Source organism: Syntrophomonas sp. UBA1041, from assembly GCF_002316705.1.
Lineage (GTDB): Bacteria > Bacillota > Syntrophomonadia > Syntrophomonadales > Syntrophomonadaceae > DTU019.
Map to the genome: position 1 here is coordinate 51,428 of NZ_DCEA01000036.1, position 17,316 is coordinate 68,743.

Annotated in this window: 16 protein-coding genes; 9 read left to right on the forward strand and 7 right to left on the reverse strand. The window is 50.9% G+C overall.

What is annotated here, in order from left to right; genetic code table 11:
• Positions 1 to 18: 18 nt before the first annotated feature.
• The gene (locus B2633_RS06105; RefSeq protein WP_483169770.1) at positions 19 to 693 is read left to right on the forward strand and encodes a response regulator transcription factor; all 675 of its coding nucleotides are present in this window, start codon (positions 19 to 21) and stop codon (positions 691 to 693) included.
• The gene (locus B2633_RS06110; RefSeq protein ID WP_483169787.1) at positions 686 to 2,086 is read left to right on the forward strand and encodes a sensor histidine kinase; all 1,401 of its coding nucleotides are present in this window, start codon (positions 686 to 688) and stop codon (positions 2,084 to 2,086) included. Before B2633_RS06105 ends, B2633_RS06110 begins: the two co-directional genes overlap by 8 nt.
• Positions 2,087 to 2,095: 9 nt before the next feature.
• On the opposite strand, the gene cobU is transcribed toward B2633_RS06110, so the two are convergent.
• From cobU to B2633_RS06130, 4 genes are read right to left on the reverse strand one after another with little or no spacing between them, the layout of a single operon-like run.
• Complete coding sequence (gene cobU / locus B2633_RS06115) at positions 2,096 to 2,674, reverse strand: bifunctional adenosylcobinamide kinase/adenosylcobinamide-phosphate guanylyltransferase (RefSeq protein WP_483169771.1); 579 nt, start codon at positions 2,672 to 2,674, stop codon at positions 2,096 to 2,098.
• On the reverse strand, positions 2,664 to 3,929 hold the full coding sequence (locus B2633_RS06120; RefSeq protein WP_483169772.1) for a heme ABC transporter ATP-binding protein: 1,266 nt from the start codon (positions 3,927 to 3,929) through the stop codon (positions 2,664 to 2,666). The genes cobU and B2633_RS06120 overlap by 11 nt, the downstream gene beginning before the upstream one ends.
• A gap of 42 nt (positions 3,930 to 3,971) precedes the next feature.
• Positions 3,972 to 5,012, reverse strand: a complete 1,041-nt coding sequence (locus B2633_RS06125; protein ID WP_483169773.1) for a FecCD family ABC transporter permease — start codon at positions 5,010 to 5,012, stop codon at positions 3,972 to 3,974.
• Between the two features lie 12 nt (positions 5,013 to 5,024).
• Positions 5,025 to 5,975: an ABC transporter substrate-binding protein gene (locus tag B2633_RS06130; RefSeq protein WP_483169774.1), complete on the reverse strand. Its 951-nt coding sequence runs from the start codon at positions 5,973 to 5,975 to the stop codon at positions 5,025 to 5,027.
• A 260-nt stretch (positions 5,976 to 6,235) separates the two neighbouring features.
• Between B2633_RS06130 and B2633_RS06135 the strand changes: the two genes are divergently transcribed.
• The 5 genes from B2633_RS06135 to B2633_RS06155 all read left to right on the forward strand — a co-directional run bounded on the left by B2633_RS06135 (position 6,236) and on the right by B2633_RS06155 (position 10,886).
• Positions 6,236 to 7,093, forward strand: coding sequence for a 4Fe-4S dicluster domain-containing protein (locus tag B2633_RS06135; protein WP_483169775.1), 858 nt, complete (start codon positions 6,236 to 6,238; stop codon positions 7,091 to 7,093).
• Positions 7,094 to 7,139: 46 nt separating this feature from the next.
• Positions 7,140 to 7,862, forward strand: coding sequence for a cysteine dioxygenase family protein (locus B2633_RS06140; RefSeq protein WP_483169776.1), 723 nt, complete (start codon positions 7,140 to 7,142; stop codon positions 7,860 to 7,862).
• Between the two features lie 232 nt (positions 7,863 to 8,094).
• Entirely contained in the window at positions 8,095 to 8,964 is an 870-nt protein-coding gene (locus B2633_RS06145) for a delta-lactam-biosynthetic de-N-acetylase (protein ID WP_483169777.1), read from the forward strand.
• Between the two features lie 57 nt (positions 8,965 to 9,021).
• Complete coding sequence (locus B2633_RS06150; protein ID WP_483169778.1) at positions 9,022 to 9,420, forward strand: hypothetical protein; 399 nt, start codon at positions 9,022 to 9,024, stop codon at positions 9,418 to 9,420.
• A gap of 29 nt (positions 9,421 to 9,449) precedes the next feature.
• On the forward strand, positions 9,450 to 10,886 hold the full coding sequence (locus B2633_RS06155) for an amino acid permease (RefSeq protein WP_483169779.1): 1,437 nt from the start codon (positions 9,450 to 9,452) through the stop codon (positions 10,884 to 10,886).
• Positions 10,887 to 10,984: 98 nt separating this feature from the next.
• Here the strand turns inward: B2633_RS06155 and B2633_RS06160 are convergent, their stop codons facing one another.
• The 3 genes from B2633_RS06160 to B2633_RS06170 all read right to left on the reverse strand — a co-directional run bounded on the left by B2633_RS06160 (position 10,985) and on the right by B2633_RS06170 (position 14,185).
• Positions 10,985 to 11,128 carry a DUF1540 domain-containing protein gene (locus B2633_RS06160; RefSeq protein WP_481043086.1) on the reverse strand — a complete coding sequence of 48 codons (144 nt, stop codon included), beginning with the start codon at positions 11,126 to 11,128 and terminating at the stop codon, positions 10,985 to 10,987.
• 198 nt (positions 11,129 to 11,326) lie between these two features.
• Positions 11,327 to 13,084, reverse strand: a complete 1,758-nt coding sequence (locus B2633_RS06165) for a DUF362 domain-containing protein (RefSeq protein ID WP_483169780.1) — start codon at positions 13,082 to 13,084, stop codon at positions 11,327 to 11,329.
• Positions 13,085 to 13,525: 441 nt separating this feature from the next.
• Positions 13,526 to 14,185 carry a Dph6-related ATP pyrophosphatase gene (locus B2633_RS06170; protein WP_483169781.1) on the reverse strand — a complete coding sequence of 220 codons (660 nt, stop codon included), beginning with the start codon at positions 14,183 to 14,185 and terminating at the stop codon, positions 13,526 to 13,528.
• Between the two features lie 361 nt (positions 14,186 to 14,546).
• Between B2633_RS06170 and B2633_RS06175 the strand changes: the two genes are divergently transcribed.
• Positions 14,547 to 16,880 (forward strand): xanthine dehydrogenase family protein molybdopterin-binding subunit, encoded by a 2,334-nt coding sequence (locus B2633_RS06175; protein ID WP_483169782.1) that lies wholly within the window; start codon positions 14,547 to 14,549, stop codon positions 16,878 to 16,880.
• The coding region (locus B2633_RS06180; protein WP_483169783.1) for an FAD binding domain-containing protein at positions 16,877 to 17,316 on the forward strand (440 nt) is incomplete at its 3' end. The genes B2633_RS06175 and B2633_RS06180, both read left to right, overlap by 4 nt.

The following is a 17,316-nucleotide window of genomic DNA, read 5'->3' on the forward strand; positions in this document are numbered from 1 at the left end:
TAGCGGGAGGAGTCGGTTTTGCGGTCCATTTTCGTAGTTGATGATGAAGAGAATATACGCTATATCCTCAGCCAGTACCTGGCGCGGGAAGGCTATCAGGTTGAGACCTTCGCTTCGGTTGAAGAGGTTTTGGTCCGGCTGCAATCGGGTTATCCGGATATGTTCATCCTCGATATCATGCTCCCCGGGAGGGACGGATTGGATTTCTGCCAGGAGATCCGCAGCCGCAGCGGTGTACCGGTGATTTTTATCTCGGCGCGGGGAGAAGAGGTCGACCGGATACTGGGCTTGGAGTTAGGCGGGGATGATTACATGGCCAAACCTTTCAGCCCGCGCGAACTTGTGGCCCGGGTGCGCTCCCTTTTCAGGCGCTCTTCCCTGGGGGCAGGCGCCAGTTTAACCCAGATGATAGATAATCTCGCCATCTACCCCACAGATCGGCGCATAATGGTTAACGGCAGAGAAATGATGCTGACTCCCAAAGAGTATGAATTATTGCTTTTGCTGGTAGAACAGCCCCAGCGCACCTTTACGCGCCAGGAGTTATTGGACCGGGTATGGGGCTATGATTACGTCGGCGGGACCAGGGCGGTAGACGACCTGGTCAAGAGACTGCGCAAGAAGCTGCGCGAACATGAGTCTCAGGTGAATATCAAAACCATTTGGGGATACGGGTATCGTCTTGATGATTAAATTTAACAGCATAACCAGCCGCATATTATTAACTTATTTTATTGTGGTGTTATGCAGTATCGCCATAACTGCCCTGGCCTTTCATTCCATTATGTATAAGGATCTGGAACGCCGGGCGGTGATGGGGTTAAGCAAACAGAGCAAGACAATTGCCATGGCTCTGGCTATACACAGCCCTGAATTAGGGCTGCCACAGGAGCGGCTCGGCCAACAACAGATATCATTGTTCTTTTCCGGACGACCGGTGGAAAGCGACTACCTGATTACAAATCCCCAAAAGATCATTATCTATAGCAGCAGCGATAAATACACAGTCGGAACTAATTTTATGGAGGTATTGCCTAAATGGGGCATTGTTTCACCGCCAGATCAGGCAGCTTTCCATATTTATCAAAGCGGCACCTTCATCGCGGTTCAAGAACACATCGTCCCCAAAGGGGGAAACATCAAGGGCAGTGTGATCACTTTTGCGGAGATCAGCGCACTGGAAGCATTAAACCGCGATATCATTGCCTTGCTTTTTAAAAGCCTGGTAATAGCCATGGCAGTGGCCATACCGGTAGCCCTACTGCTAAGCCGTCAAATAATAAAACCTATCAATTCTCTGCGCGAATACGCCAAAGCCATTGCCCAGCGCCGCTTTGACGTGCGCCTGGACCCCAAATCAGACGACGAACTTTCAGAGCTGGCACAAACCTTCAATGAGATGGCGGTGCAGCTGGAACGCTATGACTCGGGATTCAGGCACTTTTTCCAGAGCACTTCTCATGAGTTGAAAACCCCGTTAATGAGCATACAAGGATACGCGGAAGGTATAAGAGACGGGATATTGACTGGTCCCCAGGCCGCTCAGGGATTGGAAGTAATCTCCCGGGAATGCCAGCGTTTAAAATCAATCGTGGATGAGATGATTAATATCACCCGGTTCCAATTCAGTGAAGGCAAAAATACCTTGCAGCACTGTAATCTTGGACAGATTCTGGCCACTACCATGGAGTCCCTTAACGGGTATGCAGCGGAAAATGCCATTGCTGTGACAGCAGATATTCCCGTACTGGAGATCATTTCAGACCCTGAACAGCTGCGGCGCCTCTTCGGCAACATATTGGCTAATGCAATCCGCCACGCCCAGACTCAGGTTTGGGTTAAGGCTCGAATACTGCCTGATAAATCCGTCAACATACACATTGAGGATGATGGGCCGGGGTTCACTGCCCAGGATTTGAAACACGCTTTTGATTATTTTTACAAAGGTCCCCAGGGCCACACCGGTTTAGGGTTATCCATCGCCAAGATCATAGTCGAATCCCAGCACGGCGAGATCAGCCTCGGCAATCGACCTGAGGGAGGCGCTATTGTGGAGATTACCCTGCCTTTCAGTGCCTCCGCTTAGCATGGCGATTTATTCGGCCGCCAATTTGCCTGCCGTATTTAGCGGAGTGCTCAGGGTTTTCAATTCCAGCGCCAGCCCCGACACCATCAAGTACACCTCATCAGCATAAGCGGCCATGATCTGATTAGCCCGTCCCAAAACATCGCGATAGTCGCGGGACAGCCGGTCAGCCGGGACTATCCCCCACCCCACTTCGTTGGTGACGATTATCACCTTGGCTCTAGCATTTTGAGCGGTTTTAGCCAGTCTTTCCACACGCTGCAGGATCTCCTGCTGGTAAGCAGTGCTCTCCCGACCCAGCAGCCAATTGGTGACCAGCAGTGTAAGGCAGTCCAGAATAAATACCCGCTCAGGGGCATCATATTCTGCTATGGCCTGTGCAGGATCCAGCGCCTCCTCAATAGTAACCCAGGCAGCAGGGCGCCGTTGGCGGTGATGCTCCACCCTGACCAGCATCTCTTCATCCTGAGGGACGCAGGTGGCTATAAAATATACTGATTCTGCTACATTACGCGCCCAGAGCTCCGCGAAATGGCTTTTCCCGCTGCGGGCGGCTCCAGTAACCATGATGAGGCCTTTATTGCTCAACACCATCTGCCTCTCTTTCCATAACCGCCATAGCCTGTTCGGCACTCTCAACCAGATGAACCTGGCTCTGCAACAGCTTTTTATATATTTGGGAAGCTTCCCCGCCGGTGTAATCCCGCTCTGCAATGGACCCTTCATCGATAACTATGACTGGAGCCCCGCGTTCAGCCATTTCCAGGACCGCTTTCAGATTGGGCAGGTTGCCGCTGCCAAATGGAATGGGAGGCAGAATGGTATAATCAGCCTTGAGCATAGCCTGGCGGTTAAGTCGATCCTCCTCCAGGCCGATCTCACTGAAGGGGGCTGCTTCAACCACGCTGAAACCCTGCCGCTTGGCTTCCTGCCAGTCGGAATCGCCGATATTAATGACCCCGGCGCTGACCTCCCAGCCTTGTTCCTGAAGATAATGGAACAGCAGTCCGCAGGATCCCCCGCCCCCAACTACATGGACCCGATAATGAGTGGTATTGGGACGGTGAATCAAAGGCTGAATGAACAGCATCGGCCTGCCCCCGGGGTGGCGTTGTTCCACTTTTACCTCACAGCCATAAACCTCTTTGATCAGTTCTTCGGTTAGAACCTGGGCCGGACGGCCTGCCGTAAATATTTTGCCTTCTTTTAACACCAAAAGATTATCGCAGTATTGTGAAGCCAGATTGAGGTCATGAACCACCATCACCGCAGTGAGACCTTCTTCAAAACGCAGCTTATTCAATAGTTCCATTATTTCGATCTGGTAATTCAAATCTAAAAAAGAAGTGGGCTCATCTAAAAACAATACCTGAGGTTCCTGAGCTAGAGCCCGGGCTATGAGGACTCGCTGTTTTTCCCCCCCGCTCAATTCCGTGACCAGCCGCTGCGCCAGATCAAGAGTATTGGTCCGGCGCAAAGCCTCACAGACAATTTCACGATCCTGCGGGCCTTCTCTCTGAAAACGTTTTAAATGTGGAATGCGGCCCATCATCACCACGGCTTCTACTGTAAATGGGAAATCCAGGCCAGCCTCCTGGGGCACAACGGCCAGGTGACGGGCCGCCCGGGCGGGACGCATTTTATAAATATCTTCTTCCTGGAGCAGAATGCGGCCATGAAGAGGCGGGAGCACCCGGCTCATGGCCTTTAAAAGAGTGGATTTGCCGGAACCGTTTGGCCCGACAATGCCTAAAAACTCGCCTTTGGACACCTGCAAGGTGGCATCCGACAGCACCGTCGAAGATCCGTACCCGCAGGTCACTCCCAAAACATCCACGATCACTATGCTCACTCCCTTTTATACACAGCAGGATCATCTCTTAATCTATTTATACAAAGATGATTTTTGGCCTCGCAACAAATATATAAAGAAAGGCCCGCCTATCAGCGCAGTAACTACCCCTACCGGCAGTTCCTCCGGGGCTATTACGGTTCGGGCGATGATATCCGCTCCCACCATAAAGACAGCGCCGGTCAGAGCGACCATGGGAAGCAAGACCCGGTGGTCGGGTCCAATAATTAGTCTCACCACATGAGGTATTATTAACCCCACAAAGCCAATCAGTCCGGACACTGATACGGATGCCCCGATAAGCAAGGCCGCAGCTATGAGCAGCATCACTTTGACTCTTTCAACGTCAATACCCAGATGCTGGGCTTGTTCCTCACCAATCAGCATTCCGTTCAGTTCACGGGTATATAGAAACGCAATGGCGGTACCGATCACAGCATAAGGCATGAACATCCAGATATATTCCCAACCCCGGCTGGAAAATCCCCCCAAAAGCCAGAAAACCACCTGATGCATTTGATCACCACTATAAAACATGGCCAGAGACTGCAGAGCGGACAAGAATGAATTTACCGCTATACCGGCCAGGAGCAAGGTCATTACCGGCACCTTGCCTCCGGTGCGGGCCAGGCTGTAGACCAAAAGAATGGTCAACACCGCACAGACAAAAGCAAAGGCCGGAATGCTATAGCTGTACTTCAGACCGAGGCTCCCCAGGAGCAGAATAGCAGCCACGGCACCCAGGGCGGCGCCTGAGGAAACCCCGATCACATAGGGATCGGCCATGGGATTGCGGAACAGGCCCTGAAAAATGGCCCCGGCTACCGATAAACAGACGCCCACCATTGCCCCCAGCAAGACCCGTGGAAAGCGTATACTCCAAATTATGATGTCATGTGATTGCATCTGCCCGCTGTAACTGCTGCTGGAACCATTTAAATGACCGTTTATCAGGCTCAGCACTTCAGCGGGCGGAATCCAAACCGCGCCAATGCCGATGCCGATTAACATCAATATTATCAAGGACAGTGCCAGGAGGCCGATAATTATGGAAATAGGTTTTTTATGCTGCATCCATCATATTCCCTAATTGAACAGTTCCGGATGTACGGCCTGAGCTACGAGTTCCAGAGCATCAACGGACCTGGGTCCGTAACGATTGACCAGGTTGGCCTCCAGGCCGACCACTTTTTTATTCTGCACAAAGTTGAGGTGCTGCCAGCCGGGGCGGTTTAAAATCTGCTCGACAGTGGGGTTTTCGTTGTCTCCATGGCCGTACGAGTGCATCATTATATCAGGATTTTTGTCCAATATGATCTCTTCGTTAATCATTGGATACAGATCAGCGGAGGCGCCGATAATATTCTCCCCCCCGGACAGGGTGATCAGTTCTCCGATCAAGGTGTTTTGCGAGGCGCTCATAAGCGGTTCATGCCACACTTCGTAAAATACCCGGGGCTTGGGACCCTGGGCCTGTGCTATTTTGGCGGCAACGCCGGATACGCGCTGCTGCAGGCTCCCTACCAGGTTTTGGGTGGTCTGCTGTTCTCCTGCAGCTCTTCCTATGGCGGTGATGGTGGAGAAGATTTCCTCCATGGTATTGGGACTGAATACCAGAACTTTGATATTTACCGCTTCAAGTGCGGTTACAGCCTGCTGGTGCATATCACCGGCCAATACCATATCCGGCCTGGCCTCAATAATTTTTTCCACGCTGGGCGTAGAGAATCCTCCGATCTTAGGCTTATCCAGAGCTTCTTCAGGATAGTCGCAGTAAGTGGTAACCCCTACTATGCGATCCCCCAGCCCTAATGCAAAAAGTACCTCGGTATGACTGGGCGAAAGCGAAACTATCCTTAACGGTTGTTTGTCCAGGGTAACTACCCTCCCGGCATCATCGGTGATAGCCATGGGGTAAGCCACACCCTGGTTATCATTCGCCTGGGGTTGCGGTTGAATCTTCTGGCAGCCTGCCAATCCCGCCATGAGTAGCAACAGCAATAGAACACAACCGGTTTTTTGCCATCTAAAATACACGCCTCGTCTCCCCTTCCCCCAAAAATATAGGTTTTTCTGATTCCCGGACCTTACCTCCCCATTTTATTGCAAAGCATTGCACTTTGACAACATGTCCCCGGGAGGGCTGAGGGCCGGGTGCTTAAAAGCCCGCATTTCAGCCTGGAGCGCTGTAAATATTTAGCATCGCCATAGCCTCTCTAACTTGCCAAACATTTATGAATAAATCAAAATAAGTATATAGACTTCGCTATTGATGATGCTGTGAAAGGATGTATCATATGCAGCTTGATACCCCTGACCTGGCCCGGTCAAATGAAGATCTGCGTTCACAGGTGATCGAGTTCTGCCGGGAGCACGGTGCAGATTTGATCGGCTTTGCCCCGGTGCAGCGCTGGGATGATTATGATGAGGTACCGCTGGAATTTCGTCCGCAGAGCCTTTTCCCCCCGGCTAAAACGGTCATAGTGATCGGCATGAGCATGCCTTTGCCGATTGTGGAGACCACTCCTTCCTTCCTGCACAAGGAGCTCTATACCGCCTGTAATCAGGAATTGGATGGTATTGCTTTTAATCTGACCCGCTTTCTCAACCGCCGGGGCATGGCTTCATATTTCTTTACCCGCGACGGCTACGGCAGTCTCAGCGCCCTCAAGAAAAAGCCTTATGCCGCCTTTGGCCACACCACCGCCGCCAGATATGCCGGATTGGGCACTATCGGACTCAGCCATAATTTGCTCACTCCGGAATACGGGCCCCGGGTGCGCTTCGTATCGGTGCTGACCGCCGCTGAGCTGCAGGGTGAACCGGTGATGGACAAGGACCTCTGTATCAAATGCAATGCCTGTGCAAAATGCTGTCCCAAGGATGCGCTTAAAGCACGCGATGACCAGATTCGCGGGGATTACGATGTCAATCTCTGCATAGATCAGCACATTGAGCTGGTCAAACAAAGGTGCTATCCCTGTGGAATTTGCATTAAAGTATGCCCGATTGGCAAAGACCGGGCTCTTTATAAACAAAAGGGCATAGTAAAAAAGTACCTGAATGAAGCTGACGCACTGACTGCCAATCCCGACGACCCTGAATACAGAGCCTGGACACACGTGCGTCGTTATGGCTGCCGTTTGCCGGAATAGTGAATGGTTTCCAATGTGATGATTATATGATAAAGGAGGGTTTATTATGAATTCGTATGCTTTGGACCATTTCATTCAGGACATGGAGGACTTGCTGGAAGGCACTCCGGCCATACCGGAGATCATGGATGTGGGGGGGCGATACGTCAGCAAACTGCTGACCAACTCGACCTTATTAGATGAATTACTGAGTCGTCTAGTGCTGGATGACGGTTTTTTAAAGGCGCAGTATCAGGCTATCGACCCCAATGATATTATTATATACCGCAGTCCTCGCAGGAGCTTCTCCCTGCGCGCTTTTATCTGGGAACCCGGGGTCTGTTATCCTATTCATGATCACGGCTCCTGGGGAGTGGTAGGGGTCTATATGAATCCCATAAGGGAGCGCAAGTACCAGCGTCCGGACCACGGTGAAAAAAACTCGGCCCGGGTAGAGGTGAAATCCGATCAGGTACTGCTTCCCGGCCAGGTGACCACTGTTCTGCCTCTGGACGACGGCATCCATCAAATGGAAAACCCCGGGGAAGAAGCCGCGATTTCTCTGCATACCTACGGTGCTGCCATTCGGAAAGGCTACATACAATATTTTGATCCGCATTTTAATACGGTGAGGCGCGTATATCCGCCTACTTCCTACACCCGGGTCCTGGCCATCAGAACCCTGGGTTCCATGGCCCAGCCCTGGTCGAAGGAGGTTCTAAGAGAAGCTGCCGCGGGTAATATGCCTGATTATATAAAGGCCGAATGTTTAGAGGCACTTCAAAAATAATCCTAAAAAGAACGGTTTATGCATTTTAAACCATCTGCTTTGAGGGGCGGTTTGACTCCATAATACGGGGTTGAATGAGCCCCTTAGATTTTTGGGTTTCATTCCTTTTGCCTTTCAGAGCCATAACATTTTTTGGCGGAAAGGCTTGCCATCGCTGCCAGAATGTTAGTTGATATATCCATAAAGGCCAGGTCAAACTATCATAGTGACATTTTCAGCAAAGGAGCCAATCATGAAGCGTATCATTTTGATCATGTTTATTTCCCTGGCCTTTATCTCAGGGTTTGGCTGCTCCAATTCAATCGAGAAGAAGCCGGTCCTTTTAGACGATGAAATGAAGGCCCCTATTAAGAGCGCCCCCGCAGAGGTTGGACTTGAAGAATATGCGCCAACTACCGCCCCCCAGGGCACCCTGGGCTGGTATGTGATGCGCAGGCCCAATCATGAAACTCCGACAATTGACCGCAATATCGGCTTTAATCTCAGCGATTATAAGGCCTACTATATAGGCAGCCAGAACCAAACCATCTTTCTCACCTTCGATGAAGGCTATGAAAAGGGCTACACTGCCTCTATACTGGACACCCTGAAGGCTCACCAGGTTCCAGCCGCTTTCTTTGTCACCGAACCTTATATCAGGGAAAATCCCGACCTTATTAAACGCATGGTAGCGGAAGGCCACCTGGTAGTCAATCACAGCAAGACCCACCCATCAATGCCTTCGATAACCGGCAATCAAGAAAAGTTCAATCGTGAACTGCTGGATACCGCGCAGACTTTCAAGGATCTGACCGGCCAGGATATGCCCTTGTTTTTCAGGCCCCCCAAGGGTGAATACAATCAGACCAGCCTGCAGATGACGGCGGATCTGGGCTATAAAACCATATTCTGGAGTTTTGCATATGAAGACTGGCTGGTGGATCGCCAGCCCGATCCAGAAAAATCGCTGGATTTGATACTGAAAAATATCCATCCCGGCGAGATCATGCTGCTGCATGCGGTCTCAAAAACCAACAGCGATATCCTGGGCCGGGTCATAACAGGAGCGCAAGCCGAAGGCTATCGCTTTGCCACCCTGCATGAACTGGCGCCAGTCAAATAGAGCGGCCGCGGCGGCAACAGATCTTTCAGCTACACAGTTTTTGATAGGAGGACGAATATGCAGTTATCGCCTGAAGAACGCAGCATTTTAGCCTACTTCCCTTCCCGGGAAAAAGCTCTACAGGCTTCCCGGGACATTCAGACCGCGAACCTGGTCAGCGATCTGGGCTCTATCCAAGTGGACGGCGTACACCGTTATTCCGCCGCCGTTCTTGACAATGGATATGACAGCCCCATAAATAAAGCCGCTACCCTATCCGGGGTCACCATTTACTCCAGTGAATCCGGCCCTGAGGGAGCCGATCCCTTGCTTGCCGCCGACCCATCCGCCAGCGGCTATGACAGCCCCCACGGGGTCACGCCCCAGGGAAAATCCATTTTACTGACCGTGGTGCTCAATCAGAATGATGTGCCCCGGGCGGTGGAATTAATCAAAAAGCATGGCGGAACTGTTTAGAGGGTTCCCAGGCTTAAAGGAGTATTGTTATGCTATTTCGCCGGCAGGTTGAACAGGTTATCGAACAGCAACGTTTGAGAAAAACTAAACCGGGGCTTGACCACAGCAGCATGGATTGGTGGGATCTGTCCTTGATCGGCGTCGGTGCTGTGATAGGGGCGGGGTTTTTTCTGGGTACTGCGCTTTCTATCCAGAGGGCCGGTCTGTCCATCTTATTAGCCTACATTATAGGCGGTCTCATAGCCTTTAAGGTATTCAGCTCCCTGGCCGAGATGTCCACCCGCGACCCCCAGGAAGGTTCTTTTCGGGTATATGCCCGTAAAGCCTTCGGCCCTCAGATCGGGTTTACCAGCGGCTGGATGTACTGGCTGGCCGGAGTCTTGATCATGTCAACCGAGGTCACCGCCCTGGCTATTTTCAGCCAATTTTGGTTTCCTACCGTTCCCCTGTGGGTTTTTGCGGCCAGTTATTCAGCCCTGGCTCTGGCTATCAATCTGCTGGGAGTCAATGATTTCGGCAAAATCGAGTCGCTCTTCGGGGTAATCAAGATTTCCGCTCTGATCATATTCATCATATTCGGATTGCTGGTGGCTTCAGGCGCTATAAGTTTGATCCGCCCGCCCGCTTCCAACCCGGGCGATCTGATGCAATGGTTTCCCGCCGGGCTGACCGGATTATGGAGTGCCCTGGTTTTTGTGCTTTTCTCTTATGGCGGTATAGAAGTAATGGGGATTTTGTCTCATGAGCTGAAGCAGTATAAAGACATCGGGAAATCGGGGAAGGTTATGTTGACCTCTTTAACCGCAGTATACGCATTAGCCTTGCTGTTCATTTTTTTAATGGTTCCCGGTTATGCGGTGAGCACGGCGGAAAGCCCCTTTGTTACGGCATTATCTACTTTCGGTTTCGGATTTGCTGATTCACTGCTCAATATTATTATTATCAGCGCGGCTTTTTCCACCATGGTTGGAGCGCTTTTCGGAGTAACCAATGTGCTGGTTTCTCTGGCCAATGATCTTGATGCGCCATTGCTCCTGGCCTGGAGGAATAATCGCGGAGTACCCGTTCCCGCTCTTTCCCTTACCGGGTTAGGGCTGTTGTTTGCAATCGTCATGTCCTTTCTTTTGCCCAACACAGTCTACGAGTACCTGGCTACGTCAGCCGGAGTTATGCTGATATTGAACTGGATAATAATCCTCTTGTCCAATTTAAAACTTGATCCCCATTATGCTTCCCAACACCTGGGCATAACCATGAAGCGCCCCACCGGGGCATTGCTGTCATATGTGACTATTGGCCTGATCATCTTAACCATTGCGGGGGCCACCATTCACCTCAGCGAGCGTATCGGGGTTTTATTCAGCCTGAGCATGGCCAGTCTGATTTTTATCAGCGCCCGCATCAAGGAATTAAGCGGCGCACCCGGCGGTCTGGTGCCAGCCCGCAAACCCTATCGGGATAATTAGCTGGAAACGGAACAAGACCGTGCTCAAGGAGTTTATTATATATTTATTATCGCAAATAAAAAGGAGGCCGTTTTGGCCTCCTTTTTTCCGGAAAATCGCTATTTGGGGGCGAAGGTGCTGCAATCGGTCTGGTCCGAGTTACTGGCGTTTCGAGGCTGGATTTCAATCTGTGACGCCATACAGCAGTCTCCTTCTCCGTAATAATAACAGGTGTTGACAACACACCTGACTCCATCAAGCATGGAGTCCTGTTTCTTTACTTTGCCCTTCAAGATAACGCCTCCTTCATCTAGAACTAGGTATATTATTTGATAAATGCCAACCTTAATATACAAGCATCGCGATTGTAAATATTTCTTTGTTGGCACTTGCCTTGAAGGTTTTTTTATAGAGCTTTTGAAGTAATTGCGGCCTTTTGACATAGATTTTCAAAATCCGCTTCACCTGATACCGGCCAGGATTTTCTCCAACATCTCCCCCAGAGTAGCTTCTTCACTCTTGTCGGCATATTTTGCCTTGGCCACATCGGGGAAGCATTTAAAAATCCCATCTATGATCACCTCAGAATGCGGCGGACAGCCGGGCAGATGAGTGCCCAGATGCGCGTGATGCTGCTGGCACAGGCCCATGAAAATATTATTCTCCCCGGGATCAATTTCGCGATTAATGCTTGGTCCCAGAAAAACATGGACCTTCTTGGCAAAAGGACGATCGATTAAGAGTCGCTCAGGATTCTGAGGGTCTGCTTTGCGCAGCTTGCTGAGGGTAAAATGCAGGTAAGCCTTGCAGCCCGGGCAGGCTTCTCCAGTATGCACCTCAAAGTCCTGCCCGCTGCCGAGATCCAGCTGCGGCCGTTTGAAAGGGTCGATCAGATCTTGTAGAGGAGGGCCCGCCACATCGATCATATCGTTTTCGATAGGTCCGAATCCCTGCATATAAGCCAGTAGAACCGGGGGGGATTCAGCCGGGTTGAAGCCCATAATCTGCATGGCAACCGCATCCACTGCCACCGGATTAGTGCCCCCGATCAGTAGATTCATCACTTTGGGAGTGCCGGAGATGGGGCCGAAGTCTTCCTGTCCAACGGTTCCATCGATAATTATTAAGTCCGGTTGGACCAGATGGTTGATATTTATTAAACTCTGCCACAGTCCGAAGAAATGCGACATATATTTTTCCAGGGGCGGTACTGCACCCTGCAGGTTTTTGATGCTCAGGGAAACGGCCGCGGCAAAGTGAATTTTCATCACGGGCATACTGATAATCACATCGGCTTCTTCCAGCGTGACCGGAATCTGCCGCGACTGCATGCGTTTGCCGCCAGGAACCGCTTTTTCAATCAGTTTATCGGTATTTAAATCCACCAGACTTACCCGATCAGGGTCCAGGGCCACCACCTCATCATAGCCATAATGAGCAAACATCTTGGTGGTGGCGCTGCGGTTGATGGAAGAACCTTCCGCTACAATCACTTTTCCGGCCACAGGCAGCAGCAACTCTACCATGGCCTTGACCACCTTTTTATCGGTCACTACCCCGCCGACCACAGTGCCGTCTTTTTTCAAACCATGATCACTGACAATATTGGGCTTGATAACTACGGTTTGACCTGTTTTAACATAGCGCTCCAAACCGCCCAGATTGGCAATCAAGCTTTTCAGCGAATTTTTGATCTGCTCGTATTCAAGCGATGCCGCGACGGTTTCGTTGGCAACTGTCTCCTTGTGATGGTATGACTTTGAGAATTGCTGAGATTTGATTTTTCTGAGCAAGACCGCGGTGCTTAAATCCAGTTTGACTACCTTCCATCCCGCAATGTCGCAAGTTCGCGCCGGGCGGAAACCATAGTCTACCAGAAGACTGTAACGGTGACGGTCTTCAGCCATCACCTGACAGGCAATCAGGTTCTCCTGCGCAATAATGGCATCCAGTATAGACGCTTCGACGCCTTTTCCGTGAAACTCCGGCCAGGCCCATATTTCCAAAACCAGGCTGTTATTTCTGTCAAAAACCACCAAGCCCTGTAACTGCTCGTCCTGGTACGCCCAATAGGTTTCGATACCGCTTATATCCTGCCACGAATTCCAGTTATACTGGAGGTAGCCTAAATCCAGGCCAAAGTGTTCGTAGGCCTGTTGCAAACGGTTAAAAACCTGGGTTTTCATTTCTTGCGGCGCTAAAACCAATTCTGTTGGCAATACTCTCATCCTCCGATCTAACTTACTCCATATCTTCCCCTGCAGTATAAAGTACTCTTCTTTAGAGGCCGAAAAAAGATCATCCGTCCCCCATTCTCCGCGTTGTCTCTTTATAAGAACCATGACTTACAAGATTCACACAAAATCGTCATAATCCTCGCTATGATTCTAGCATACTGTAATCATAGCATTTAATAAAGAATCAATAGGCGCATATTGGAAGTGGAGGGCGGGGCAGGAAACCCTGGAGTAAGTGGCCCCCTATCCATAACGGAAAAGGTCAGAATTACGGAGAGCTTTGAAAACAATATCCCCGGCTGTTGCCGGGGATATCGACAAATCATGTCTAAAATTCGAAACGCAAGCGGAAAAGTTCTTTACTGGCGCATTTCGCGTAAGCCAGGAACCATCCCGCTTGCGTCAAATTGACTCCTGCGATGACTAACCCAGAACATTCAAAAACCAGTATCCCTCTTCCTCAAACGGCTCCCCCAGCTTGATGGTGACGGGGGTGGAGAAAATCGGTCCATCGGTGACGACGGTGTGGTATTCACCGTTTTCGCCCGCCGCATCCGCCCCCTCCGCCTCGATTTCCTCAAGTACGGCGGCACTCAATTCACGTCCCAGGAAACTCTTATCCAGCTTACTAGCCTGAACCACGACTATGGTAGCTTTAAACCCTGCTTCCAGGAAATCGGTCAACAGTTGTTTTCTGGGCTGCTGCCAGAGGGGATGATAAGGCTTGATACCTATCGGCTTGCAGACTGATTCCACCCAATGCAGGTGATCTGCGATATCTATGTCGCCGAAGACACCGTGGTCTATTTCCCTGGATTTAAATTCCCTCAATACCTCAGCAAATACCGGAGTATACTCCTCCCATGAAGCAGAGCGAACTGCCAGGGGAATCCCCAGGGACCTGGCCTGATTTTGCAAGACCTGTAGAGGCAAGCCGTGAGAGCGGGATTTCTGGCCTCCTTCTGCCAGCATAGTGAGCAAACAGGCCGGGCGGCCGCCTTTTATAATGGCACGATGCAAAGCGAGACAGGAGTCTTTGCCCCCGCTCCAAGAACAAAAAAACGCTTTATCCTGAATTGTCATTACTATCCCTCCATCCGGTAGTGGGGTAGACAGATGCCCGCAAGAAAAAACAGTGCCTTTGCAGTTCACATATTCTAAAGACAATCCCTTAATCCCTTCTTTTAGCTTCAGTATCTATGTTCTTTTGCCAACCCGGCAGCTCTTCCGGGGCTTGTATCAATAATTATGCGCTAAGGTTCTCCATGTAACATGCCAGGTCTGGATAAGCTTTGTCCCTCGTTAAAGAATATAACCTGGCGATTCACCGCATATTTTTCATGATTTGGCCTGCCCTGATTTATGAGGGCCTATGCCCTCTGGCATAATATGACCATAAACCGGGAACAAAGTAATAAGAGTAGAGTTTGGAGGAATTATTCCCGTGGATTATATATCCGTTGGAGAAAGCGTCCCCCGCAAAGATGCCTGGGAAAAGGCAAGCGGGGCTGCCAGATACAACAGTGACCGAATCCAACCCGGCTTATTACACGGTGCTCTGGTGACCAGCACCTGCGCTCACGGATTAATAAAGTCAATAGACCTTGGGGCCGCCCTGACTATGCCCGGGGTAATCAATATTATTACCGGAGCTGATTTTCCAGTGCTGAGCGGACCGGTCTTGGAGGATCATCCCCCCCTGGCCTCAGGCAAAGTGCGTTATTATGGAGAACCGGTCGCAGTTGTTATCGCCGCCACCGAAGCGCAAGCCGTAGCTGCAGTTGGAGCGGTAAATATTGAGTATGAAGCCCTGCCAATTGTCACTTCCCCTCTTGACAGCTTTAAGCCCGGGGCCCCTCTGATTCACGAAAGAGTGGACTTGTACAAGCGAATGGTATCTGATGTATATCCGGAAAAAGACACTAACATAGCAGACCATATTAAAATACGCAAAGGCGACCTGCCAAAAGGCTGGGCGGCCAGCCACACTATTATTGAAGCCGAGTATGATCTTCCCCAGGCCGATCACATTGCCATGGAAACTCGCAATGTCCAGGCCGAAATCTTACCCGGGGATGAGGTTGTGATCCATTCCTCATCGCAAACCCCCTTTTCCATTAGAAAAGAAATCAGTTCTTGCTTTGGCATCGATTTAGGCAAGATTACCGTCCATGTTCCCCTGGTGGGAGGGGGATTTGGCGGAAAAGCCGCTGTGCAACTGGAATTGATTGCTTATATGGCCTCTCTTTCAGTAGGGGGGCGGCCGGTCAAAATCGCCAATACCCGGGAGCAGGATATATCAACTTCACCCAGCCAATTGGGGCTTCACGCCAGAATCAAACTGGGAGCTGATCAAAGCGGGCGCTTTACAGCTCTGGAAGCAATCTTTATGGTGGATAGCGGGGCTTACTGCGATATCGGTTCGCGAATGGCCAAATCAATGGCTATGAACTGCACTGGCCCCTATCGAATAGACAATGTATGGTGTGATTCTTATTGCATATACACCAACCATATCTATGCCACCTCCTTCCGCGGTTTCGGCCATTTGGAATTTACTTTCGCCCTGGAACGCAGCCTAGATAAACTGGCCGCCCAAATGCAGCTCGACCCCCTGGAATTGCGGCGGAGAAACGCCCTGAAGGCCGGGGACAGCAGCCCTACGCAGGTTGCATTGACAACCAGCAACCTGGGCAACCTGGAGGCCTGTCTGGACAAACTCAAATCCTTGATCAATTGGGACCAAGGCCGGTATATTTCTATCGATGCTAACACCGTACGCAGCAAAGGCATCAGCTGTCTGTGGAAAACCTCGAACTCTCCTACTGATGCCTTCTCAGGAGCAATGGTCATTATCAATCCCGACGGCAGCATCAATCTTATTGTAGGAGCGGTTGAAATCGGGCCCGGCATGTTAACCACTCTGGCCCAAATATTGGCTGAGAAAATGAAAATGGATATTAACCGGATCCATGTGCACATGCCGGTCGATACCAGGGTGTCCCCTCACCATTGGAAGACCGTGGGCAGTATGACGACTTATATGGTGGGCAAGGCGGTGCTCGAAGCGGCTCAAGACGCCATTAATCAATTGCTCAGCCTGGCTGCTATGGTCCTCAAGGTTTCCCCTTCAGATTTGGATGTTGCCCGGGAAAGGGTTTATCTCAAGGATAATCCCGACTATTACATGGATATTGCAGATATCGGCCACGCCTACAAGTATCCTGACGGCAATTCCGTGGGCGGCCAGGTGATTGGAAGGGGAAGCTTTGTAATGCGCCATCTCACCCCTCTGGATCCCAATACCGGACGAGGCAGGCCCGGCCCGGCCTGGACGGTGGGGGCACAGGCCGTAGAGGTTGAATACAATCGCCGCGACCACAGCTATAAAATCCTTAAAGCCGTAACCGTTTTGGACGCTGGCAAGGTCATCAACCCCAAGCATGCCCGGGGTGTCATTACGGGCGGCGTGAGCATGGGCCTCGGGGTGGCCACCCGTGAAGAGATCATTTATGATGAACAGGGCCAAATCGGCACCTCCAGCCTGCGCACTTATAAAGTGCTGCACTGCGGTCAACAGCCCGAGTATGTGGTAGATTATGTGGAGACGCCTCTCTTGGACTCTCCCTACGGAGCCAGGCCTATAGGAGAACATGGCATAATCGGCATGCCAGCCGCCCTGGCCAACAGTCTCAGCCTGGCCGCCGGAATTGAACTGGATCAGTTGCCCTTAACCCCGGAATTAATATGGAAACGGCTGGAGGAGGAGAAGCGATGATCCCTTTCGATTTTGAATATTATCAGCCTGCTTCAATAGCAGAGGCAGTACAACTTTATAACGATTTGCAGCAAAACGGGAAAGCGCCCATGTACTACGGAGGGGGCACCGAAATCATCACCATGGCTCGCAACAGCAGCATCAAGACCCAGGCGGTTATCGATATCAAACAGATACCTGAATGTCAGCAGTTGGAAACAAAAGGTCAAAGCCTGATTATCGGAGCGGCGGTCACGTTGACCGCCATAGCCGAAGCCAACCCCTTCCCCCTGCTGACCCAGGCGGGATCAAGAGTGGCCGATCACAGCGTGCAGAACAAAATAACCCTGGGAGGCAATGTTTGCGGAACCATCATCTACCATGAGGCCGTGCTCCCCCTTTTGCTCGCCGACAGCGAGGTTTGCATATCCGGTATTAATGAATCTCGAACAGAATC